19 protein-coding genes are annotated in these 22106 nt (G+C 65.7%); 15 read left to right on the forward strand and 4 right to left on the reverse strand.

The window, feature by feature from the left end; all coding sequences use genetic code 11:
- Nucleotides 1-28: 28 nt before the first annotated feature.
- A complete protein-coding gene (locus ACVENA_RS04270; RefSeq protein ID WP_449327794.1) occupies nucleotides 29-886 on the reverse strand; it encodes a carbon-nitrogen hydrolase family protein in 858 nt (285 codons plus the stop codon).
- A 116-nt stretch (nucleotides 887-1002) separates the two neighbouring features.
- Between ACVENA_RS04270 and ACVENA_RS04275 the strand changes: the two genes are divergently transcribed.
- The 3 genes from ACVENA_RS04275 to ACVENA_RS04285 all read left to right on the forward strand — a co-directional run bounded on the left by ACVENA_RS04275 (nucleotide 1003) and on the right by ACVENA_RS04285 (nucleotide 5980).
- Nucleotides 1003-3933: a M16 family metallopeptidase gene (locus tag ACVENA_RS04275; protein ID WP_449327795.1), complete on the forward strand. Its 2931-nt coding sequence runs from the start codon at nucleotides 1003-1005 to the stop codon at nucleotides 3931-3933.
- 223 nt (nucleotides 3934-4156) lie between these two features.
- Nucleotides 4157-5329: a PDZ domain-containing protein gene (locus tag ACVENA_RS04280; RefSeq protein WP_449327796.1), complete on the forward strand. Its 1173-nt coding sequence runs from the start codon at nucleotides 4157-4159 to the stop codon at nucleotides 5327-5329.
- Between the two features lie 48 nt (nucleotides 5330-5377).
- A complete protein-coding gene (locus ACVENA_RS04285; protein WP_449327797.1) occupies nucleotides 5378-5980 on the forward strand; it encodes a hypothetical protein in 603 nt (200 codons plus the stop codon).
- 24 nt (nucleotides 5981-6004) lie between these two features.
- Here ACVENA_RS04285 and ACVENA_RS04290 read toward each other — a convergent pair whose 3' ends face one another.
- Both ACVENA_RS04290 and ACVENA_RS04295 read right to left on the reverse strand, forming a co-directional pair.
- Nucleotides 6005-7777: a cation:proton antiporter domain-containing protein gene (locus tag ACVENA_RS04290; protein WP_449327798.1), complete on the reverse strand. Its 1773-nt coding sequence runs from the start codon at nucleotides 7775-7777 to the stop codon at nucleotides 6005-6007.
- A gap of 80 nt (nucleotides 7778-7857) precedes the next feature.
- On the reverse strand, nucleotides 7858-9072 hold the full coding sequence (locus ACVENA_RS04295; protein WP_297664009.1) for an NADP-dependent isocitrate dehydrogenase: 1215 nt from the start codon (nucleotides 9070-9072) through the stop codon (nucleotides 7858-7860).
- Between the two features lie 140 nt (nucleotides 9073-9212).
- On the opposite strand from ACVENA_RS04295, the gene ACVENA_RS04300 reads away from it, so the two are divergent.
- Together ACVENA_RS04300 and ACVENA_RS04305 are read left to right on the forward strand one after the other, a co-directional pair.
- Nucleotides 9213-9947, forward strand: coding sequence for a phosphatidylserine decarboxylase (locus tag ACVENA_RS04300; protein WP_449327799.1), 735 nt, complete (start codon nucleotides 9213-9215; stop codon nucleotides 9945-9947).
- Nucleotides 9947-10720 carry a CDP-alcohol phosphatidyltransferase family protein gene (locus ACVENA_RS04305; RefSeq protein WP_449327800.1) on the forward strand — a complete coding sequence of 258 codons (774 nt, stop codon included), beginning with the start codon at nucleotides 9947-9949 and terminating at the stop codon, nucleotides 10718-10720. Before ACVENA_RS04300 ends, ACVENA_RS04305 begins: the two co-directional genes overlap by 1 nt.
- Here ACVENA_RS04305 and ACVENA_RS04310 read toward each other — a convergent pair.
- The gene (locus tag ACVENA_RS04310; protein WP_297664016.1) at nucleotides 10704-10958 is read right to left on the reverse strand and encodes a hypothetical protein; all 255 of its coding nucleotides are present in this window, start codon (nucleotides 10956-10958) and stop codon (nucleotides 10704-10706) included. The genes ACVENA_RS04305 and ACVENA_RS04310 overlap by 17 nt on opposite strands.
- Before the next feature lie 594 nt (nucleotides 10959-11552).
- On the opposite strand from ACVENA_RS04310, the gene rpsB reads away from it, so the two are divergent.
- The 10 genes from rpsB (at nucleotide 11553) to ACVENA_RS04360 (ending at nucleotide 22101) form a co-directional block, all read left to right on the forward strand.
- The gene (gene rpsB / locus ACVENA_RS04315; protein ID WP_257548434.1) at nucleotides 11553-12377 is read left to right on the forward strand and encodes a 30S ribosomal protein S2; all 825 of its coding nucleotides are present in this window, start codon (nucleotides 11553-11555) and stop codon (nucleotides 12375-12377) included.
- A gap of 135 nt (nucleotides 12378-12512) precedes the next feature.
- Nucleotides 12513-13439 carry a translation elongation factor Ts gene (gene tsf / locus ACVENA_RS04320; protein WP_449327801.1) on the forward strand — a complete coding sequence of 309 codons (927 nt, stop codon included), beginning with the start codon at nucleotides 12513-12515 and terminating at the stop codon, nucleotides 13437-13439.
- Nucleotides 13440-13554: 115 nt separating this feature from the next.
- The gene (gene pyrH / locus ACVENA_RS04325) at nucleotides 13555-14277 is read left to right on the forward strand and encodes a UMP kinase (RefSeq protein ID WP_257548439.1); all 723 of its coding nucleotides are present in this window, start codon (nucleotides 13555-13557) and stop codon (nucleotides 14275-14277) included.
- A 23-nt stretch (nucleotides 14278-14300) separates the two neighbouring features.
- Entirely contained in the window at nucleotides 14301-14855 is a 555-nt protein-coding gene (gene frr / locus ACVENA_RS04330; RefSeq protein ID WP_257548442.1) for a ribosome recycling factor, read from the forward strand.
- Nucleotides 14856-15014: 159 nt separating this feature from the next.
- Nucleotides 15015-15695 (forward strand): polyprenyl diphosphate synthase, encoded by a 681-nt coding sequence (gene uppS / locus ACVENA_RS04335; RefSeq protein ID WP_449327802.1) that lies wholly within the window; start codon nucleotides 15015-15017, stop codon nucleotides 15693-15695.
- 3 nt (nucleotides 15696-15698) lie between these two features.
- Nucleotides 15699-16373, forward strand: coding sequence for a phosphatidate cytidylyltransferase (locus ACVENA_RS04340; protein ID WP_449327803.1), 675 nt, complete (start codon nucleotides 15699-15701; stop codon nucleotides 16371-16373).
- A 2-nt stretch (nucleotides 16374-16375) separates the two neighbouring features.
- Nucleotides 16376-17536, forward strand: a complete 1161-nt coding sequence (locus ACVENA_RS04345) for a 1-deoxy-D-xylulose-5-phosphate reductoisomerase (protein WP_449327804.1) — start codon at nucleotides 16376-16378, stop codon at nucleotides 17534-17536.
- Nucleotides 17529-18659, forward strand: coding sequence for an RIP metalloprotease RseP (gene rseP, locus ACVENA_RS04350; protein ID WP_449327805.1), 1131 nt, complete (start codon nucleotides 17529-17531; stop codon nucleotides 18657-18659). The genes ACVENA_RS04345 and rseP overlap by 8 nt, the downstream gene beginning before the upstream one ends.
- Nucleotides 18660-18730: 71 nt before the next feature.
- Nucleotides 18731-21415 (forward strand): outer membrane protein assembly factor BamA, encoded by a 2685-nt coding sequence (gene bamA / locus ACVENA_RS04355; RefSeq protein WP_449327806.1) that lies wholly within the window; start codon nucleotides 18731-18733, stop codon nucleotides 21413-21415.
- Nucleotides 21415-22101: an OmpH family outer membrane protein gene (locus ACVENA_RS04360; protein WP_257548454.1), complete on the forward strand. Its 687-nt coding sequence runs from the start codon at nucleotides 21415-21417 to the stop codon at nucleotides 22099-22101. The genes bamA and ACVENA_RS04360 overlap by 1 nt, the downstream gene beginning before the upstream one ends.
- Nucleotides 22102-22106 lie beyond the last annotated feature (5 nt).

A 22106-nucleotide genomic window follows, 5' to 3' on the forward strand; every position in this document is an offset into this window, starting at 1 on the left:
AAGCCGACATACGGAATTTGACTATACCCTAAATTTCGATCGACCGAATGGCGCGCGATCGGGCGAGGGGGATGGCTTGTCGTGCCTGCGCGGCGGCATCGGCGGCGATCGGGGCGAGGATCAGATCATAGCCGCGATCGCCATCGGCGTTGCCCGCCGTCGCTTCGGCCAGCACGGTACCCCATGGATCAATCGCGAGGCTGTGGCCGTAGGTTGCCCGCCCATCGGCGTGCGTTCCGTTCTGGGCCGCCGCGACGACATGGCACGCCGTTTCGATCGCGCGGGCGCGGAGCAGGATGTGCCAATGGGCTTCGCCGGTCGAGACGGTGAAGGCGGCGGGCACCGCGATCAGATCGGCGCCGCGATCGACCAGCGCGCGATAGAGTTCGGGAAAGCGCAGGTCGAAACAGATGCTGAGGCCGAGACGCCCGAGCGGGGTTTCGACGACTTCGAGAGCCGCTCCACTGGCATAGGCGGCGGACTCGGTCCATTTCTCCCCCGACGGAAGGGTGACGTCGAACATGTGGATCTTGTCGTAGCGCGCGCGGACGCTGCCGTCGGCGGCGATCACATGGCTGCGATTGACGCGCCGGGCGCCGTCGTCGGACAGCAAGGGCATCGATCCGCTGTGCAGCCACAGGCCATGGCGCTGCGCCATCTGCCGGAGCGCCGGGAGCCAGGCGCTGTCCGCCTCGCGGACGATATGCATCGCCGAGCGCGGGCGGTTGCGGTCGAGCAGCAGCGACATTTCGGGGAGGAACGCCATCGTCGCGCCCTTTGTCGCCGCCTCGTCCAGCGCGCGGTCGATCGTCGCCAGATTGACGGCGGGATCGATGCCGCTCGTCATCTGGACGAGCGCGGCGAGCGGGGCAGGGGCGGTTTCCATCGCGTCTGGCTAGGCCCAAGCCGCGCCCGCGGCAAGCCGCCCGTCGCGAGCCCGAGGGAAGGGCGGGCGGGCGAAGTTCAGTGGCCAGCAAGGTTCGAAGGCGATAAGAGGGGGCAATGTCCTATTCTCCCCCGCTGACGCCCCCATTTATCCTGCGATCCTTCCTTTCGGCCAGCGCCGTCGCCGCGATGCTGTTCGCGCCGATCGCCGCTGCGCAGACCGCGCCCTCCGCCTCTCCGGTGCTGGCCGGGCAGGCCAGCGACTGGCTCTATGCGGGCAGCGACATTCCGCGCGATACGGCATGGCAGTTCGGCGTGCTGCCCAACGGCGTTCGCTACGCTGTCCGCAACAATGGGGTGCCGCCGGGACAGGTGTCGATCCGCGTCCGCATGGACGTCGGTTCGATGTTCGAAAGTGACGCCGAACGCGGCTTTGCACATCTGCTCGAACATCTGACCTTTCGCGGGTCGGAGCATATTCCCGATGGCGAGACGAAGCGCATCTGGCAGCGTTTCGGTGTGACATTCGGCAGCGATTCCAATGCGCAAACCACGCCGACGCAGACGGTTTATCAACTCGACCTGCCGAGCGTGACCCCCGCCAATCTCGACGAAAGCATGAAATTGCTCGCGGGCATGGTGCGCGAACCCCGAATTTCCGAAGCGGCGGTGACCGCCGAGCGCGGCGTCGTGCTGGCCGAACTGCGCGAATCGGACGGACCGCAAAAGCGGATCGCCGACCGCACCACCGCGCATCTTTTCGCGGGGCAATTGCTCGGCGATCGTTCGCCGATCGGCACCACGGCCTCGCTCGCGGCGGCGCGCGCCGCCGCGGTGCAGGCGTTCCACAATCGTTGGTATCGGCCCGATCGCGCGGTGGTCGTGATCTCCGGTGATGGCGATCCGGCCGAGTTCGCGCGGCTGATCGCCAAATATTATGGCGACTGGCAGGGGGACGGTCCGGCGCCGACGCCGCCCGATTTCGGCAAACCTGATCCCAAGGCGCCTGTCGCGAAGGTGATCGTTGAGCCCAACCAGCCGCTCGCGCTGACGCTCGCGATGATCCGGCCGTGGAAGAAGCGGATCGACACGGTCGAGAATACGCGGCGGCTCTACCTCGAATATCTCGCGCAGGCGCTGGTTAACCGGCGGCTCGAAAACCGGGCGCGGGCGGGCGGCAGCTTTCTGGTCGCGACGGTCGAGCAGCAATATGTCAGCCGCAGCGCCGACGTCACCATGGCGCAGATCGTGCCGCTCAGCGATTGGAAGGCGGCGCTCTCCGACGTGCGCGGGGTGATCGCCGACGCGGTGACGACGCCGCCGTCGCAGGCCGACATCGACCGCGAAGCGAACGAGATTCAGGCCTTTCTGCTCAAGGAACTCGACAACGCCCGTAACGAACCCGGCGCGCGGCTTGCCGACGACATGGTGCGTGCGGTCGACATTGGCGAGACGGTCGCCAGCCCGCAGGGGCAGGTCGACATGTTCAAGGCGATCCGCGCCTCCGCGACGCCGCAGGTGATGCTGGGCATCAGCAAGGCGATCTTCAGCGCGCCCGTGACGCGCGTCGTGCTGACGACCCCGGCCGCGATTCCTGGCGGCGATGCGGCCCTGATCGCGGCGCTGGCCGCGCCGCCGAAGATACAGGGCGACCGGCTGGCCGCAGCGAACGTCGATTTCAAGCAATTGCCCCCGATCGGCAAGCCCGGGTCGATCGTGTCGACGGAGCCGGTTCCGGGGCTTCGCGCCGAACGGATCGCATTCGCCAACGGCGTCACCGCGCTGGTGTCGAACAATCAGGTCGAGCCCGGAAAGGTGCGGGTGAAGGTCCGCTTCGGCACCGGCAATCGCAGCGTTGCCGCCGACGCGCCGAACCTGCTGTGGACCGGCGATTATGCGCTGGTCGCGAGCGGCATCGGCCCGTGGGGTCAGAATGAGATCGACCAGCTTACCAACGGGCGCCAGATCCAGATGAATTTCTCGGTCGAGGACGATGCATTCGAGCTGTCGGCCGAAAGCCGGCCCGCCGATCTGGCCGATCAGATGAAGCTGATGGCGGCGAAGCTCGCGATGCCGCGCTGGGATGCTGCGCCGGTCGAGCGGCTGCGCGTCGGCTATCTGACCGGCTACGACCTCAACGATGCGACGCCCAATGCGGTGCTCGACCGCAATCTGCAAGGCTGGCTGACCGGCGACGACGCGCGCTGGTCGGCACCCGACAAGGCAGCGATATCGGCGCTGACCCCGGCTGCTTTTCGCGCCTTTTGGGAACCGCGGCTGGCGAGCGGGCCGATCGAGGTGCAGATATTCGGCGACCTGTCGACGGTCGATTACAAGCAGATATTGGCGAACACGCTGGGCGCGCTGTCCCCGCGCCAGGAACTGGCGCCGCCGAGCGGACAGGCCGTCGCTTTCGCGAAACACAACACAACGCCGATGATCGCCTATCACAAGGGCGAACAGGGGCAGGCGGCGGCGATGACCGCCTGGCCGACGAGCGGAGGCCTGGGGAATCCGCGTGACGCGCACGGGCTGGAGATATTGGCGGCGATTTTCAACGACCGGCTTTTCGACCGGCTGCGCGCCGAGCAGGGGGCAAGCTATGGTCCGAGCGCCGACAGCCATTGGCCGACAGGCTTCGATGGCAGCGGCGGCTATCTGGTTGTCGGCAGCCTGCTGGCGCCGAAGGATGTCGGCCGTTTCTATGAAATCGCCAGCGATATCGCCGCCGACCTGGTCGCCAATCCGGTCGGCGCCGACGAACTCGCGCGCAACGCCGGGCCGATCCGCGAGCAGATCGAGCGGGCTTCGACCGGCAACGTCTATTGGATGTTCCTGCTCGAGGGCGCGACCCGCGATCCGCGCGTCGCCGCGGCGGCACTGTCGATCGATCGCGATATTTCGTCGATTACGCCCGCCGATATCCAGCGGCTCGCGCGGCAATATCTGGTGCCGGGGCGCCAGTGGTCGGTGGCGGTCCTGCCGAAGGGAATGACGCTGGCGGACGCCGCCGCGCTCGACAAGGCAGCGGCGCAGGGCGGGCGATAGCCCCGGCTCACCCTGCGCTGCCTTCGCCGGGACGCAAAGTCTTGCCCAGCCGGAACCTCCGTTTCGGGGCCTGGCCCCGATGGCTTTTGCCCGACATCTCCGTTGCGGGGGCGCCGCGCCTCGGTTAGAAAATTGCAATCGGGGTGTTCGCGTGGCGGCGCGGGTGGCGGGGGGCCAGTTGACAGACGCACGATCGACGAAGAAGCGCTGGTTTCCGGACAGTATGGCGCCGCTCACCGGAAGGCCCCGACTCCTGTTCCTGGCCGTCTGGTGGACGATGCTGGTCGCAGCATCGATCGCCATGATGGCCTCATTGCCGGCGACCTATCGCTACATCACCACAGTGCCGCCCGCCATCAATCTGGGCCTCACGACGATGAACGGGGTTCATCTGGGGCCGGCCGTCGATAGCGTCGCTGCAAAGACGGGTATCGCCAACGGCGATTTGCTGGTTGCCGTCGACGGCCGTCCGGTGACGGAGGCCGATTGGGCGACGGTCGACAGGCTGCTGGACGGGGCTATCGGCAGTCAGGTTGCCCTGACCATCCGAAAGCCGTCGGGTGAGCAGGTAACGCGAACGCTGACCCGCGATCCCGAGTTGGCGCGGCGCGCGCTTCGGCCCTACGCCCTGTTTCCCGGTGCGTCGCGCTGGGCCTTCGGCCTGCTGAACCTGATCAGCTATTCGCTCGTCCCGTGGGTCTGCGCTCTGCTTCTCATGCTCCGGCGCGGACGCGATACGCTCGCGCCCTGGACGTCCCTGATGCTGCTGTGTGGTGCAACCGCGGCTGCCATTTTTTCGAGCGGCGGCTCGATGGGGGGATCGGGGCTGGCCTCGATCGCCATAGGTGCGATCAATTTTCTTTCGGCGTCGTTGCCGGTGATGATCCTGGCGATCTTCCCCGATGGCCGGTTCGCATCGCGCTGGTCCGCGCTGCTGTTCGTGGCTGCGCCCATCCTTTTCGGGATTCTCGTTTTCACGGATGTGTTCGGTGCCTTGGGCGGCGCGATCGAAATATCGCTATATCTCCTGGCCGTGGCCGCCATTTTTGTCCGCGCCCGCGGCCTGCCGGCCGGGACCGAGCGGCAGCAAATTCGCTGGGCGCTTTTCGGCTTCGCGGCGATGGTCGCGGCGTTCTGCCTGAATGCTGCGCTGAATTATCCTATCGAGGCGGCGACCGATTATGGCGTATATGCGTGGCTTACCGTGGTGGCCGTCGCCGTACAGTCGATGACGAATATCCTGTTCTGTCTCGTCTTCACCATATCGCTGCTTCGGTATCGCCTTTTCGACGTCGATGCGACGATCAGCAATTCGGTGGTCTATGGCGGCCTGACGCTTGGAATGGTCGGTATCTTCGCGGCTTCGGAGAAATTGATCGAAGCCATCGGCGAGTAGTATCTCGGCCGCAGCACGGGTGCGTTGGCCAGCGGATTGGCGGCGGCGATGGCGGCGATGCTGATCGTGCCGGTGCATCACCGCGTTTCGGATTGGGTGGAAAAACGTTTCCGTAGCGGCCTCGTCCAATTGCGCCGGGGGCTGCCGTTGCTGGTCGGCGATTTGCGCGAAACGTCGAGTGCGGAAATATTGGCGAATGCGGCTCTGGCGCGCCTCGAGGATGGTGTGCGAGCCAGCCATGGCGCCGTCGTGATCGGCGATGCCGTGCTGGCGGTCCGCGATATCGACGGGGCCGCCGTGGAGGCATGGCTGGCGCAGGACATCGCTCCGGCCGACGGGGCAGCGAAAATGCAGATCGACCGCGCCGATCCGCTGTTTCCGATGCGGATACCGCTGCATGCCGAAGCGATGGGCGCGACGGGATGGCTGCTGCTGGGCCCGCGGCCTGACGGCAGCCTCTATGGCCACGACGAACGCGAAGCGCTGGAGGATATCGCAGATCCGACCGCCCGGGGGCTCGCCGTGGCGATGGAGCGAGAGAAGCGCGCCGCGGCGCATGATGCCCGATTCAGGCGGTTGACCGCCGAGGTCGACGCATTGCGCGCCATGGTCCGGAAGCTGGAGGGACGGGCGAGCGAAACCAGCATGTAACCGCTCGTCGCGTTCGAGACTGTCCTAGCTTCCCGGCGTCCTGAGCCTCGGGATGCGCGGTTCGTGATCGAGATCGCCCTTGGTCATGATGTCGTGGCGCATTTTCGCGCGCACGTCGTGGATCGAGGCGATCACCGGTCCCATCGCGACGCCGAGGTCGATCAGCACCGCCTCGGCAAGCTGCAGCGAGCTTTCGAGCGTTTCGGGCACCGCTTCGCTTGCTCCCGCCTGATAAAGGGCGGCGGCATGGTCCGCCCCGCGCGCGCGGCTGATGATCGGCAGGTCAGGATATTTGCGGCGAAGCTGGCGCGTCATGCGAAGCTGCTGCACCGGATCGTCCATGGTCAGGACGACGGCGTCGGCCACCTCGATCCCCAGATGGTCGAGGCTGCCCGGCCGCGCGACGTCGGCGAAGCGGACCGTGAAGCCGTCGCGCCGCGCCGCCGCGACCGTGTCGATATCGGCATCGACCGCGATATAGGGGCGTCCATGCTCGCGGAGCAGTTCGGCGACGATCCGCCCGACGCGGCCGAAGCCGACGATCACGGTGCGCCGCGGCGGGGCTTCCTCCTCGATCTCGGCATCCGCGTTCCGCATTTCGATGCGCCGCGCGATGTCGTGGCCGATGCGGGCAAGCAGCGGGGTGATCGTCAGGCCGATCGCGGTGACGAGCTGCCAGAATTCGGCGGTTTCGCGGCTGATGAGCTGCGCCTGGAACGCCGTCGCGAGCACGATCAGCGTGGTTTCGGACGGGCTTGCCATCAACAGGCCGACCTCGGCCGCGGTCCCGCGCCGCGCCGCGCCCGAGAAGCGTAGCAGCGCGGCGGTGACAGCCGCCTTGACGATGACCACCCCGACGACCGCGGCGATGAGCTGCGGCCACAGCGCGGCGATGCTCTTGAGATTGAGCCCCATGCCGACGCTGATCAGGAAGACCCCGAGCGCCAGCCCCTTGAACGGCGCGGTGATGGCCTCGACCTCGTTATGATATTCGGTTTCGGCGATCATCAGCCCGGCGAGCAGCGCGCCGACAATCGGCGACAGGCCGACCGCGGCGGTCGCGAGCGCCGCGACAATGACCACGAGCAGGCTCGCGGCGAGGAAGAGCTCGGGATCCTTGGCGCGCGCCGCTTGCGCGAAAATCTTGGGCAGCAGGAACCAGCCGCCGATCGCCAGCCCGGCGACGACGACCGCGCCTTGCCACAGGGTGGTGAGCAGCAGTTCGGTACTGTTCCCTGACGTCGCGGGCGAAAATGCCGCGAGGACGAAGATGATCGGGACCAGCGCCAGATCCTCGAACAGCAGCATCGAAAAGGAGGCCCGGCCGACCGCCGACTTCGTTCCCGCGATCGGCAGCACCAGCGCGGTCGACGAAAGCGCGAGGGCGATGCCGAGGCCATAGGCGGCGGCGGTGGAGAGATTGCCAACGAGCAGCAGCGCGGTGCCGAGGATCGCGCCCGCCACGAAAAGCTCGGCGGCGCCGATGCCGAACACCAGCTTGCGAAGCTGCCACAGGCGGCGGAACGACAGTTCGAGGCCGATCGAGAAGAGCAGCAGCACGATGCCGAGTTCGGCGAAGAGCGCTATCTCCTCGGCCGACCCGATGGTGACGTGGCGCAGCCAGGGATAATCGCCGGTCAGCGATCCGAGCCCCGACGGGCCGACGAGCAGGCCGACGAGAATGAAGCCGATGACCGGCGAGATACGAAAGCGCGCAAAGGCGGGAATGATGACGCCCGCGGCGCCCAACACCACCAGCGCGTCGCCGATGAGGGATGTGTCCGTTTCCGATACCATATGGGGCCGACCTTATGCAGGTCGGTCCCGATTGGCTAGATGTCTATCCCAACCTTTTTGGTTGTTTATGGATTGCGGCCTCAGGCGCCCATCTTCTTGTCGAGATTCTCGACGATCGCCTCGAAAAAGCCTTCGGTGGTCAGCCAGTTCTGGTCGGGTCCGATCAGCAGCGCGAGATCCTTGGTCATCTTGCCGCTTTCGACCGTCGCGACGCAGATTTTTTCGAGGTCGTCGGCGAACTTCGTCACCTCGGGCGTGCCGTCGAGCTTGCCGCGATGCTTGAGCCCGCCGGTCCAGGCGAAGATCGACGCGATCGGGTTGGTCGAGGTCGCCTTGCCCTGCTGGTGCATGCGATAGTGGCGGGTGACGGTGCCGTGCGCGGCCTCCGATTCGACGGTCTTGCCGTCGGGGGTCATCAGCACGCTGGTCATCAGGCCGAGCGAGCCGAAGCCCTGCGCAACGGTGTCCGACTGGACGTCGCCGTCGTAATTCTTGCAGGCCCAGACGAACTTGCCGCTCCACTTGAGCGCCGAGGCGACCATGTCGTCGATCAGGCGATGCTCATAGGTGATGCCGAGCTCGTCGAACTTCGGCTTGAACTCGTCGATGAAGACTTCCTCGAACAGATCCTTGAAACGGCCGTCATAGGCCTTGAGGATCGTGTTCTTGGTCGACAGATACACCGGCCACTGGCGCGCGATGCCGTAGTTGAGGCTGGCGCGCGCGAAGTCGCGGATCGAATCGTCGAGATTGTACATCCCCATCGCGACGCCCGACGAGGGAAACTGGAACACTTCCTCGTCGATCAGCGTGCCGTCCTCGCCCTCGAACACCAAGCGCAGCTTGCCGGGGCCGGGGACGCGGAAATCGGTCGCCTTATACTGGTCGCCGAAAGCGTGACGGCCGACGACGATCGGGTCTGTCCAGCCGGGGACGAGGCGGGGGACGTTCTTCATCACGATCGGCTCGCGGAAGACGACGCCGCCCAGGATGTTGCGGATCGTGCCGTTGGGCGACTTCCACATCTTCTTGAGCCCGAATTCCTCGACGCGTGCTTCGTCGGGGGTGATCGTCGCGCATTTGACGCCGACGCCGTGCTTCTTGATCGCGTTCGCGGCTTCGACAGTGATCTTGTCGTCGGTGCGGTCGCGTTCCTCGATGCCCAGGTCGTAATAATGAAGGTCGATGTCGAGATAGGGCAGGATCAGCCGTTCGCGGATCCATTGCCAGATGATCCGGGTCATTTCGTCGCCGTCGAGTTCGACGACCGGATTGACTACCTTGATCTTGCCCATGCGTTCAGCCTTTTTCCTTGGGGAGTCGGAGTTGCAGCGGGCCTTAGGGAAAGCGGCGCGATTGATCAATGGCCGTGGTGGAACCCGCGGGGCGGCTTATTCGATTGTCTATGACCGTTCGCCTTTCTAGAAAGACCGGCATGTCCTCTATCCTCTCTTCCAATCGTCCGGGCGGCGGCATCAAGTGGCGCTGGCCGTCGATCCACCCGGAAGGCCGCAAATTCCTGCTGATCGCGGGGGTCGTCACGCTGTGTTTCTGGCTGCTCGGCTGGGAAATCGCCGGCTGGCTGGCGTTCGGCATCACCATCTGGGTCGCGGCCTTCTTTCGCGATCCGGTGCGCGTCACCCCGACCGGCGCCGATGTGGTGATCGCGCCCGCCGACGGGCTGGTGACCCAGATCGCCGAAGTTCTGCCGCCGCCCGAGATCGCGGGCGCCGATGGCCTCGGCGACGCGCCGATGCTGCGCGTGTCGATCTTCATGAGCGTCTTCGATGTCCATATCAACCGCACCCCGGTCGCGGGGACGCTGCGCAAGCTCGTCTATATTCCCGGCAAATTCGTGAACGCCGACCTCGACAAGGCGAGCGAGGAGAATGAGCGCCAGCATTTCGTCGTCGAACGCGGCGACGGCGTCCGCATCGGCTTCACCCAGATCGCCGGGCTGGTCGCGCGGCGCATCATGCCTTTCGTCAGCATGGGGACCGAGCTTCAGACCGGCCAGCGTGTCGGGCTGATCCGCTTTGGCAGCCGTGTCGACGTCTATCTGCCCGCGGGCACGACCCCGCAGATATTGCTGGGTCAGCGCGCGCTCGCGGGCGAAACGGTGATCGCGCGGATCGGCACGTCCGAAATCTTCGACGGCATCGGGCAATAATGTCCGACGCGCCGCAGACGAGCGTCGACGCCGAACAGCGCCGCCTGGGCGGCATCCCGCTGCGCGCCTTCGCGCCCAATGCGATCACCGCGCTTGCGCTCTGCTTCGGGCTGACCGGGGTCCGCTTCGCGATCGGCGAGGAATGGGAAAAGGCGCTCGCGGCGGTGATCTTCGCGGGCGTGCTCGACGGGATGGACGGGCGCATCGCTCGCCTGCTCCGCGCGCAGAGCAAGTTCGGCGCCGAGCTCGATTCGCTCTCCGACGTCATAGCCTTCGGCGTCGCGCCGGCGATGATCCTGTTCCTGTGGTCGCTGGACGACGCGCCCAAATTCGGCTGGACTGCGGCGCTGGCGCTCGCGGTGGGCTGCGCGCTTCGCCTCGCGCGCTTCAACTCGCGCATGGATGCCGACATCCAGCCGCACAAGTCGGCGGGCTTCAACACCGGCATTCCCGCACCCGCGGGGGCGGGGCTCGCCTTCGTCCCGGTCTATCTCTGGCTTTCGAGCGGCAACGACCTGTTCCGCGAATGGTATGTCGTGATGCCCTGGGCGCTCGGCGTTGCGATGCTGATGATTTCGGCGATCCCGACCTACAGCTGGTCGTCGATCCGCCTGCGCCGGTCGTGGCGGTTGTTCGCGCTGGCGGGCGTGGGCCTGCTCGGCGCGGCGCTCGTCACCGCGCCGTGGCAGACCTTGCTGGCGGTCTGCGCCGTCTATGTGACGCTGCTGCCTTTCGGCATCGCGAGCTACGCCAGGGTCAGGCGGCGCGGCTGATCGGGGCGCGGACGGCGGTGCGAAGGGCGCGCGGCGCATCGCGGCGTTCGGGCGACCGGCGCAGCGTGATGACCCGCGAAGCCGGGCCGGGCTGCGGCGCGGCGCCGGCCGGGAAGGCGCCTTCGCCCATCAGCGCCGACAGGATGGCGGTCTCGTTATTCTTCAGCATCGCCAGGATGACGGTCAGGCCGAGCCCGGCGGCGACGGCAAAGAGGAGAGCGGCGGCGACCTGAACCATGATCTTGTCCTTCCGGCTTCGATGTGCGAAACCTGTGTCCATTGGACGGTTTCCTTGCGTTCTTCGTTCCATGTTCCTGTTTTGTTCTCAATGATGTTGCGATGAAGCGTTTGGTTTCGTCGATGAATTGAGGGCGTTCGGGGCGTTGGCTTTGGGAGAGCGGCGGACATTTCCCATCTTCCCCCATCATTCGTCATTCCCGCGAAAGCGGGAACCCAGAGTGGGGTCAGCCGACGCACGCTCTGGGTTCCCGCTTTCGCGGGAATGACGAAAATAAGAGATGTTGAGCGCGATTTTCAGACTCTCGTCATCCCGGACTTGATCCGCGATCCATCAACCGGCGCTGCGAGAATGGATACCGGATCAAGTCCAGGATGACGATGAAGATAGGTCCGCTTCCGATGGCACCAGTCTTTTCCTCTCCCGCGGTGCATCCCGCCGCCACCGTTTGTCCTTCTCCCCTTGCTTTTCCGCGCCAGCCCCGCTAACGGCCCGCCCATTCCACATGGAAGGCGCACATACCGGTGCCGGGTCCATCCCCAGCGGATGCCTCGGTTCTTGCCTTTCAGAGGACTAACCGGAAGGAGAAAGACTATGGCGGCCCCTGTCGTCACGATGCAGAATCTTATCGAGGCTGGCGCCCACTTCGGCCACCAGACCCACCGCTGGAACCCGCGCATGAAGCCGTATATCTTCGGCGCGCGCAACGGCATCCACATCCTCGACCTGTCGCAGACCGTGCCGCTCTTCGCGCGCGCGCTGGACTTCATCTCGTCGACCTCGGCCGCCGGCGGCAAGGTGCTGTTCGTCGGCACCAAGCGCCAGGCGCAGGGCCCGATTGCCGATGCGGCCCGCGCGTCGGGTCAGCATTTCGTCAACCACCGCTGGCTGGGCGGGATGCTCACCAACTGGAAGACGATCTCGAACTCGATCAAGCGTCTCAAGACGCTCGAAGAACAGCTTTCGGGCGACACCTCGGGCCTCACCAAGAAGGAAGTGCTCAACAAGACGCGTGAGCGCGACAAGCTCGAAATGTCGCTTGGCGGCATTCGCGACATGGGCGGCATTCCCGACGTGATGTTCGTGATCGACGCGAACAAGGAAGAGCTGGCGATCAAGGAAGCCAACGTCCTCGGCATCCCCGTCGTCGCGATCCTCGATTCGAACGTCTCGCCCGACGGCATCGCCTTCCCGGTTCCGGCGAACGATGACGCCGCGCGCGCCATCCGCCTTTACTGCGACGCGGTGGCCCAGGCGGCGACCCGCGGTGGCCAGCAGGCCCGCGCCGATCGCGGCGAGGATCTGGGTGCGGCCGTCGAGCCCGTCGCCGAACCGGCGCTGGTAGAAGCCGCTCCGAACGAAGACGAGCAGGTTCCCGCCGAAGCGGCGGCCGAAACCGAACGCCAGAGCGACGCCTAATCCGCTCTGGGCATGACGGGGCGGCGCGGCATCATGCTCGCGCCGTCCCTGTCATCCCTTTGACTTATCGCCCCGCCATGCGCGCGGGCGTCCCGCGGGCCCGAACGCGCCCGCCCCTTTGGAAAGGAATATCCCATGGCTGAGATCACGGCCGCCCTCGTCAAGGAACTGCGCGACCGCACCGGCGCCGGCATGATGGACTGCAAGAAGGCGCTCGCCGAGAACAATGGCGACATCGAGGCGTCGATCGACTGGCTGCGCACCAAGGGCCTCGCCGCCGCCGCCAAGAAGGCCGGCCGCGTTGCCGCCGAAGGTCTCGTCGGTTTCGCGACCGACGGCGCCAAGGGCGCGCTCGTCGAAGTGAACAGCGAAACCGATTTCGTCGGCAAGAATGAGCAGTTCCAGGACTTCGTCCGCGATGTGACGCAGGTCGCGCTCGCGAACAATATCACCGACATCGACGCGCTCGCCGCTGCGACCTATCCGACCGGCGGTACCGTCGCCGAAAAGCTGACGAGCAACATCGCGACGATCGGCGAGAACCAGTCGCTGCGCCGCGCCGCGATCCTGTCGGTCGGCTCGGGCGTCGTCACCGGCTATGTCCACAACGCCGCCGCGCCCGGCATGGGCAAGATCGGCGTGCTCGTCGCGCTCGAATCGACCGCGGGCGCCGATGTTCTCGAACCGCTGGGCAAGCAGCTGGCGATGCACGTCGCCGCCGCGAACCCGCTGGCGCTGAACGGCGATGACCTCGACGCCGACCTCGTGGCGCGCGAACGCGCGATCGCCGAGGAAAAGGCGGCACAGTCGGGCAAGCCCGCCGAGATCGTCGCCAAGATGGTCGACGGCTCGATCGCCAAGTTCCGCAAGGAAAACGCGCTGCTGTCGCAGCTTTTCGTGATGGACGGCAAGACCCCGGTCGCCGAAGTCGTCGCCGCGGCCGGCAAGGATGTCGGCGCGACGATCACGCTCAAGGGCTTCGTCCGCTTCCAGCTCGGCGAAGGCATCGAGAAGGAAGAAAGCGACTTCGCGGCGGAAGTCGCGGCGGCCGCCGGCGTCTAAAAAGAAGGAACGGATTGCTGCGCCGAGGCGCGGCAGTCCGCTTGGCAATGGCGCGCGCCTTCACTAGGGTGCGCGCCATTCGCATTTATAGAGTTTGCAAGAGGTTCCCCCCGACATGGCATTGCCCGGCATGAAACGCATATTGCTCAAGCTGTCGGGCGAGGCGTTGATGGGCTCCACCCCCTTCGGCATCGATCCCGAAACGGTCGCGAGCATGGCCGCCGAGGTCAAGGAAGCGAAGGACCGCGGGCTCGAAATCTGCCTCGTCATCGGCGGCGGCAATATCTTCCGCGGCATGGCGGGCGCCGCCAAGGGCATGGACCGCGCGCAGGCCGACTATATGGGGATGCTTGCGACGGTGATGAACGCGCTCGCGATGCAGAATGCGCTCGAACAACTCGGCGTCCAGACGCGCGTCCAGTCGGCGATCGAGATGGACAAGGTGTGCGAGCCGGTGATCCGCCGCCGCGCCGAACGCCACCTCGAAAAGGGCCGTGTCGTGATCTTCGCCGCGGGCGTCGGCGCGCCTTATTTCACCACCGACAGCGGCGCCGCGCTGCGCGCCGCCGAGATGAAGTGCGACGCGCTCCTCAAGGGCACGAGCGTCGACGGCGTCTATAACGCCGATCCCAAGAAGGACGCGAACGCGGTCCGCTATGACAGCCTCAGCTACGATCGCGTGCTCGCCGACAATCTGAAGGTCATGGACGCGAGCGCGGTGGCGCTCTGCCGCGACAACAATATCCCGATCGTCGTGTTCAACATCCGCGAGGCCGGCAATCTGGCGCGCGTGCTGGCGGGCGAGGGCGTTGCCACCGTCGTCGGCCAGGCCGACTGACGAGATCAAGAGAGGAAAGACAGATGGCGAAATATGACAAGGCCGACCTCGAGCGCCGGATGCACGGCGCGGTCGAATCGCTGAAGCACGACCTGGCGGGCCTGCGCACCGGCCGCGCGAACAGCGCGTTGCTCGATCCGGTGACGGTCGAGGTCTATGGCAGTCACATGCCGCTGAACCAGGTCGCCTCGGTCAGCGTTCCCGAGCCGCGGATGCTCGCGGTGCAAGTGTGGGACAAGTCGAACGTCGGCCCGGTCGACAAGGCGATCCGCTCGGCGGGCCTCGGTCTCAACCCGATCGTCGACGGCCAGTTGCTGCGCCTGCCGATCCCCGAAATGACGCAGGAACGCCGCAAGGAACTGTCGAAGCTCGCCGGCCAATATGCCGAAAAGGCGCGCGTCGCGGTCCGCAACGTCCGCCGCGACGGCATGGACAATCTCAAGACCGACGAGAACAAGAAGGAAATCAGCGAGGACGAGCGCAAGCGCTCCGAAACCGAGGTCCAGAAGCTGACCGACAGCACCATCGCCGACATCGATGCGGCGGCGGCGGCGAAGGAAAAGGAAATTTTGGGCTAAACGCATGCGCGACGGTGCCGCCATCGCGATCCTCCCCGGCACGGGGAGGGGGACCATGCGAAGCATGGTGGAGGGGCGCCCTCCATCATACGCTTCGCGTGGCCTCATGTGCCCCTCCACCACCTTCGATGGTCCCCCTCCCCGTGCCGGGGAGGATTTATGAGCGACCACGGCGCGCGCCATGTCGCCATCATCATGGACGGCAATGGCCGCTGGGCCAAGAAGCGCTTCCTGCCGCGCGTCGCCGGGCACAAGGCCGGGGTCGAGGCGGTGCGCACGATCGTCCGCGCGGCGGCGGAAATGGGGCTGGAAGCGCTGACGCTCTACGCCTTTTCGTCGGAGAACTGGAAGCGGCCAGAGGAAGAGGTCAGCGACCTGATGGGGCTGATGAAGCGCTTCATTCTGTCCGACCTCGACGAATTCGCCGCGAATGACGTGAAGCTCAAGATCATCGGCAACTGGCGCGCGCTTTCGCCCGATGTCGTCGAACTGATCGAAAAGGCGCTCGATCGCACCGCGCATAACAGCCGCACGACGCTGGCGGTCGCGCTCAACTATGGCGCGCAGGACGAACTCGTGCGCGCGGCGACCGCCGCCGCAGCGGCGGGGGCGATCACGGCAGAGGCGATCGAGGCGCATCTCGACACCGCCGACCTGCCGCCGCTCGACCTGCTCATCCGCACCTCGGGCGAAGTGCGATTGTCGAACTTCCTGCTGTGGCAATCGGCCTATGCCGAGCTTTATTTCACCGATACGCTGTGGCCCGATTTCAAGCCCGCCGACCTGCAGGCGGCGCTCGATCATTTCGCGCGGCGCGAGCGCCGCTACGGGGGGCTTTGAGATATGGTGGCTGGTAAGTCGGACCTTTGGACCCGCGTGGGATCGGCGATCGTCCTGTTCGCGATCGCGGGCACCGCGCTGTGGTTCGGCGGCATCGCCTTCGGCCTGCTGCTGCTCGTCGGCGGCGCGCTCGTCGTCGTCGAATGGCTGGCGCTCGTCCGCGCGATGACGCTGGGCGGCGGCGCGAAGATGGCGCTGATGCTGCTCGGGCCGCTCGCGATTCTCGGTGCGATGGCGGGGCTTTGGTTCATCCGCGACCATCTCGGCATGACTGCCGCGCTCTGGGTGTTCGGCATGGTGTGGGCGACCGATATCGGCGCTTATTTCGCGGGCCGCGCCTTCGGCGGCGCGCGTCTCGCACCCGCGATCAGCCCTTCGAAGACCTGGTCGGGGCTGATCGGCGGCATGGTCGCGGCGCTCATCGCCAGCGCGACGATCGGCGACCGCGCCGGTATCATCGGCGTGCCGCTGTGGATCGGCCTGTTCATGGGGCTGCTCGCGCAGTTCGGCGACCTCGGCGAAAGCTGGATGAAGCGCCGCGCCGGGGTCAAGGACTCGGGCAAGCTGATCCCCGGCCATGGCGGGCTGTTCGACCGCGTCGACGGACTGCTGCCCGTTGCGCTGCTGCTCGGCGCGCTGGCTTTCATGGGCGATATCGCCGTGCGGGCGGCCGGCTGATCATGCGCCGCCTCTCGCTCTTCGGCGCGACGGGGTCGGTCGGGCAATCGACCCTCGATCTCGTGCGCCGCGACGGCGAGGCATGGCGGGTCAGCGTGCTGACCGCGAACAGCGATGTCGGCGAGCTGGCGCGCCTCGCGCTCGAATTTCGGCCCGAGCTGGTCGTGATCGCCGACGAAGCGCGCTATGGCGAGCTCAAGGAAGCGCTCGCGGGCACGAATATCGGCGTCGCGGCGGGCGCCGACGCGCTTGTCGCGGCGGCGCAGCATCCGACCGATCTGGTGATGGCGGCGATCGTCGGCACCGCCGGCCTCGCGCCGACGATGGCGGCGCTCGAGGCGGGCGTCGACGTCGCGCTCGCCAACAAGGAAGCGCTGGTCTCCTCGGGCGAACTGATGACCGCCGCGGCGCGCAAATCGGGCGCGACGATTCTGCCGGTCGACAGCGAGCATAATGCGATCTTCCAGTGCCTCGCGGGCGGGCGCATCGATCAGGTGCGCCGAATCATCCTGACCGCCAGCGGCGGCCCGTTCCGCACGATGAGCGCCGAGGCGATGGCGCGCGTCACCCCGGCGCAGGCGGTCGCGCATCCGAACTGGTCGATGGGCGCGAAGATCAGCGTCGATTCGGCGACGATGATGAACAAGGGCCTCGAACTCATCGAGGCGCATCATCTGTTCCCCGTCGGGCTCGACCGCATCGAGATTCTCGTTCACCCGCAGTCGGTGATCCACAGCCTCGTCGAATATGTCGATTGCTCGACGCTGGCGCAGCTCGGCTCGCCCGACATGCGGATTCCGATCAGCAGCGCGCTCGCCTGGCCGCAGCGGATGGCGACGCCGTGCGCGCCGCTCGATCTCGCGAGCATCGCGCGGCTCGACTTCGAGGCGCCCGACGAGGCGCGCTTTCCCGCGACCGCGCTCTGCCGCGCCGCGATCGCCGAGGGCGGGGCGCGTCCGGCGCAGCTCAACGCCGCCAACGAGGTCGCGGTGGCGGCTTTCCTTGCGGGGCGTATATCCTTCCCGGCGATCGTCGATACGGTACGCCGGGTGATCGATGCCGAGGCGCCTGCGGCGCCCGCTTCGCTTCAGGACATATTCAGCGTCGATGCCGCATCGCGCGCGGCCGCGCAGCATTTTGTGGACCGATACGAACATGCATGACGTTCCGCCCTGGCTCTATATCGTCGGGTTTCTGCTTGTCCTTGGGCCGCTCGTCTTCGTGCACGAATATGGGCATTATATCGTCGGTCGCTGGTGCGGAGTGAAAGCCGACGCCTTTTCGATCGGTTTCGGACGCAAGATCGTCGGCTGGACCGACAAGCGCGGCACCGAATGGAAGATCGGCTGGCTGCCGCTCGGCGGCTATGTCCAGTTCGCGGGCGACCGCGACGCGGTCAGCCAGCCCGACGCCGGCTGGCACGATCTGCCCGAGAGCGAGCGATCACATACCTTCCCCGCGCAGCCGGTGTGGAAACGCGCCTTGATCGTCGCCGCGGGACCGGTGACCAATTTCCTGTTCGCGATCCTGATCTTTGCCGGTTTTTTCATGGCCTATGGCATTCCGACGACCCCGCCGGTCGTCGGTGCGGTGCAGCCGGGCAGCGCGGCTGAAGCGGCCGGGCTGCGTCCCGGCGACCGGATCGCCCGCATCAATGGGCAGGCGATGGCGACTTTCGGCGATATCCAGCAGGCCGTCGCCTATGACCTGGGCCGACCGGCCGAGATCGATGTTGAACGCGGCACTGACCGGCTTGCCGTCCGGCTGAAGCCGCGGATCACGACGCAGAGCGACGAGTTCGGCAACAAGGCCGATGTCGCGGTCATCGGCATCGCATCCGGCGCGCCGGCTTTCGCGCCCGCGGGGCCGCTGGTCGCGGTGGAGACGAGTGTTGCGCAGACTTGGGGCATTGTCCGGCTGACCGGAAAGATTCTCGGCCAGTTCGTGACCGGGCAGCGGTCGGTCAAGGATATGGGCGGACCGCTGCGGATCGCGAAGCAGTCGGGTGAGCAAGCGACGCTGGGCGCGGCGGCGCTGACCTTCTTCATCGCCTTTGTCTCCATCAATCTGGGGTTCATAAATCTCTTGCCATTGCCGATGCTCGATGGCGGCCATCTGCTTTTCTACGCCTATGAGGCGATCCGGCGCCGACCTGCCCCCGCCGAGGCGCAGGAATGGGCGTTTCGATTCGGTTTTGTGGCGATCGTGACGCTGATGCTGGTCGTGACTTTCAACGATTTGGGCTCAATCGGGGTCTGGGACCGGATCGCGCGCTTGATTGGATAAGCGGACTCGGGCAGGAGTGCGCGCGGACCCGTGGGCAAGCGGGTTTGTCGCTTTTGAGTTATTTTTGCGGGATGAACAGCGTGGCTTCACAGAAATTCCGGGCGCGGACCCAGCTATCGGCGCTCCTTATGGCGGGAACCATGCTCGCCTGGCCTGCGGCGGCGCTCCATGCACAGGAAGCCGCCCCGCCCACCGTTCCCGCGCCGAACGTCCCCGCGCCCACGGGCGAGGCGGTGCCGACCGCGACGCTGGTAAAGTCGATAGCCGTCACCGGCAACCAGCGGCTCGAAGCGCAGACGATCCTTTCCTATCTGCGCCTGCGCGTCGGTCAGCCCTATACCCGCGGTACGCTCGATCAGGCGCTCAAGGATCTCGCGGCGACCGAGCTCTTCAAGGATTATCAGATCAGCGACGATAATGGCGCGCTAACGATTCAGGTCGTGGAAAACCCGGTGATCAACCGCGTGATCCTCGAAGGCAACAAGCGCCTGAAGGAAGACAAGATCCGGCCCGAGATCAAGCTCGCGCCGCGCCAGATCTTCACCCGTTCGAAGGTCCGCGCCGACGTTGCGCGCATCATCGAACTCTACAAGCGCCAGGGCCGTTTCGCCGCGACCGTCGAGCCGAAGATGGTTTCGCTCGACCAGAACCGTGTCGACGTGGTGTTCGAGATCAACGAAGGGCCGAAGTCGAAGGTCCGCCAGATCAACATCATCGGCAACGAGAAGTTCAGCGACGGCGACCTCAAGGACGAAATGGCGACCAAGGAATCGGGCCTGCTGACCATCCTGTCGTCGAACACCAGCTACGACCCTGACCGCCTGGCCTATGACCAGCAGAAGCTGCGCCTTTTCTACCTGCAGAACGGCTATGCGGACTTCCGCGTCATCTCGGCGGTCGCCGAACTGACGAGCAACAAGCAGGATTTCATCATCACCTATGTCGTCGAAGAGGGCGAGCGCTACAAATTCGGCGATGTGAGCGTGAAGAGCGAACTGCGCGATTTCAAGCCCGAGATGCTGCAGAAGCTGCTGCCGATGAAGACCGGCGACTGGTATAATGCCAAGCAGGTCGAGGATACGGTCGAAAGCCTGAGCGAGACCGCGGGCCTGTTCGGCTACGCCTTTGCCGACATCAACCCCGAATTCCACCGCAACCCCGAAACGCGGACGATGGACATCTCGTTCGACGTCGGCGAAAGCCCGCGCACTTATGTCGAGCGGATCGACGTCAACGGCAACACGCTGACCCACGACAAGGTCGTGCGCCGCGAATTCCGCCTCAACGAAGGCGACGCCTTCAACAGCTTCGGCGTCAAGCGCACCGAGAATCGCCTCAACAGCCTCGGCTATTTTCAGGAGAATCTGGAAATCGAGCGCAAGGAAGGCTCGACCCCCGACCGCATCATCCTCGAAACCAATGTCGAGGAAAAGCCGACGGGCGAGCTGTCGTTGTCGGCTGGTTTCTCGTCGATCGAGAATTTCCTGCTCCAGGGCTCGATCCGCCAGCGCAACTTCCGCGGCCTCGGTCAGCAGCTCCAGGCATCGGTCAATTATTCGAGCTATTCGAAGTCGATCGAGCTCGGTTTCACGGAACCCTATCTGTTCGACCGCAACATCTCGATCGGCGGCAGCATCTATCGTCGCGATCTGAACTCGTTCAACTTCATCAACAACGACCGCCAGACGACGTTCCAGCAGGTGACGACCGGCGCCCAGATCAATGTCGGCGTGCCGCTGACCGAGTTCATGTCCTTCTTCGGCCGTTACACGATCAATTTCGACGACGTGTCGCTCGACAAGAATCTCTATTATTTCGGCGGCCAGTGCGATCCGCTCGTCGCCGGCCGCTATCTGTGCGATGCGATCGGCAAGCGCACGACTTCGCTGCTCGGCTATACGCTCGCCTATGACGACCGCGACAATCGCCTGCGGCCGACGCGCGGCCAGTCGCTGTCGCTCAGCCAGGATTTCGCGGGGCTCGGCGGCAGCGTCAAATATGCCCGCACCCGCGTTCAGGGCAGCAAGCATTTCAACCTCGGCAACCGCTTCATCCTCAACGTCTCGGCCGAGGGCGGTTATATCTATCCGTTCGGCGGGCGCCCGACCCCGACGAGCGACAAGGTGCGCCTCGTCGATCGCTTCCAGCTCGGTGAGCCGCAGATGCGCGGCTTCGACATTCGCGGTATCGGCCCGCGCGTCATCCGCTTCACCGACGTCGATCTGACCGATCCGGCGAACCCCGTGCTCAATTCGGACCTCAAGAACCGCAACAATCTGATCGACGATGCGCTCGGCGGGCGTGCCTATTATCAGGGCCGGCTCGAGATGGACATTCCGCTCGGCACCGGCGCCAAGGAACTGGGCCTGCGTCCGTCGATCTTCCTCGATGTCGGGTCGGTGTGGAGCGTGAAGCGCCCGACGCTGACGACGCTCGCCGATTTCAGGGATCCGTCGGACGGCCTGACCAAATATAAGTGCCGCAACGCGACGACCGGTGACATCAAGTTCGCGACGTTGACGACAGGCAGCACGACGCTCTATTCGACCTGCGACAGCGCCAATGGCTATGCCGCACTCGCGCCGTTCGAGGAACGCTTCTATGGCGACAGCTGGATGCCGCGCGTCGCGATTGGCGCCGGCGTCAACTGGAACTCTCCCTTCGGCCCCTTCCGGATCGACTTCGCTTATGCCCTCCGCAAAGAAGAGGGTGACGATACCAAACGCTTCTCATTCAACGTAGGAACCCAATTCTGATGAAGAAAATTTTCACCGCTTCGGCGCTTGCCATCGCCGCGCTGTCGGTTTCGCCCATGTTCGCCGCGCCCGCCGCCGCGCAGGCCCGCGCTGTCGCGGTCGCCGACGTGCGCGCCGCCGCCGCCAAGTCGAACGCCTTCACCGTCGCCTCGCAGCAGATCCAGACGACCTACAAGGCGCAGATCGACCAGCAGGAAACCCGCGGCCAGACGCTGCAGGCCGAAATGAACGTGCTGATCGCCAAATATAATGAAGAGGCGAAGAAGAGCCCGCAGAACCAGACCGCGCTGCAGGCCGCCGCGAAGGCGGTGCAGGACAAGCGTCAGGCCGCGCAGGAAGAGCTCGGCAAGATCGGCGAGCCCGTCGAACTCGCGCTCGCCTATGTCGAGGATCAGATCAGCGTTCGCATGAACGAAGCGATCAAGGCCGCGATGACCGCCAAGAAGGTCGACCTGCTGCTGCAGCCCGACGCGGTGCTGGCGCGCGAGAATAATGTCGACATCACCGACGCGGTGGTCGTCGAGCTCAACAAGATCCTGCCGAGCGTGACGATCACGCCGCCCGCCGGCTACAAGCCCGGCCAGCTCGTCCAGCAGCGCAACCAGCAGCTGATGGATGCGGCGCGCGCCGCGCAACCGGGCGCCGCCGCCACGCCGGCCGCCGGCACCCCGCCGACGACGCGCTAAGCCCT

This window comes from Sphingopyxis sp. 550A, from assembly GCF_053569535.1.

Bases quoted from the DNA above. Each gene is read 5' to 3' on its own strand.
- ACVENA_RS04300 (WP_449327799.1), top strand. From the start codon at position 9,213: ATGTCCTCTATCCTCTCTTCCAATCGTCCGGGCGGCGGCATCAAGTGG.
- ACVENA_RS04310 (WP_297664016.1), bottom strand. From the start codon at position 10,958: ATGGTTCAGGTCGCCGCCGCTCTCCTCTTTGCCGTCGCCGCCGGGCTC.
- bamA (WP_449327806.1), top strand. From the start codon at position 18,731: ATGAACAGCGTGGCTTCACAGAAATTCCGGGCGCGGACCCAGCTATCG.
- pyrH (WP_257548439.1), top strand. From the start codon at position 13,555: ATGGCATTGCCCGGCATGAAACGCATATTGCTCAAGCTGTCGGGCGAG.
- ACVENA_RS04280 (WP_449327796.1), top strand. From the start codon at position 4,157: ATGGCGCCGCTCACCGGAAGGCCCCGACTCCTGTTCCTGGCCGTCTGG.
- ACVENA_RS04305 (WP_449327800.1), top strand. From the start codon at position 9,947: ATGTCCGACGCGCCGCAGACGAGCGTCGACGCCGAACAGCGCCGCCTG.
- ACVENA_RS04295 (WP_297664009.1), bottom strand. From the start codon at position 9,072: ATGGGCAAGATCAAGGTAGTCAATCCGGTCGTCGAACTCGACGGCGAC.
- ACVENA_RS04290 (WP_449327798.1), bottom strand. From the start codon at position 7,777: ATGGTATCGGAAACGGACACATCCCTCATCGGCGACGCGCTGGTGGTG.
- rpsB (WP_257548434.1), top strand. From the start codon at position 11,553: ATGGCGGCCCCTGTCGTCACGATGCAGAATCTTATCGAGGCTGGCGCC.
- uppS (WP_449327802.1), top strand. From the start codon at position 15,015: ATGAGCGACCACGGCGCGCGCCATGTCGCCATCATCATGGACGGCAAT.
- ACVENA_RS04275 (WP_449327795.1), top strand. From the start codon at position 1,003: ATGTCCTATTCTCCCCCGCTGACGCCCCCATTTATCCTGCGATCCTTC.
- ACVENA_RS04285 (WP_449327797.1), top strand. From the start codon at position 5,378: ATGGCGGCGATGCTGATCGTGCCGGTGCATCACCGCGTTTCGGATTGG.
- ACVENA_RS04345 (WP_449327804.1), top strand. From the start codon at position 16,376: ATGCGCCGCCTCTCGCTCTTCGGCGCGACGGGGTCGGTCGGGCAATCG.
- ACVENA_RS04270 (WP_449327794.1), bottom strand. From the start codon at position 886: ATGGAAACCGCCCCTGCCCCGCTCGCCGCGCTCGTCCAGATGACGAGC.
- rseP (WP_449327805.1), top strand. From the start codon at position 17,529: ATGCATGACGTTCCGCCCTGGCTCTATATCGTCGGGTTTCTGCTTGTC.
- frr (WP_257548442.1), top strand. From the start codon at position 14,301: ATGGCGAAATATGACAAGGCCGACCTCGAGCGCCGGATGCACGGCGCG.
- tsf (WP_449327801.1), top strand. From the start codon at position 12,513: ATGGCTGAGATCACGGCCGCCCTCGTCAAGGAACTGCGCGACCGCACC.
- ACVENA_RS04340 (WP_449327803.1), top strand. From the start codon at position 15,699: ATGGTGGCTGGTAAGTCGGACCTTTGGACCCGCGTGGGATCGGCGATC.
- ACVENA_RS04360 (WP_257548454.1), top strand. From the start codon at position 21,415: ATGAAGAAAATTTTCACCGCTTCGGCGCTTGCCATCGCCGCGCTGTCG.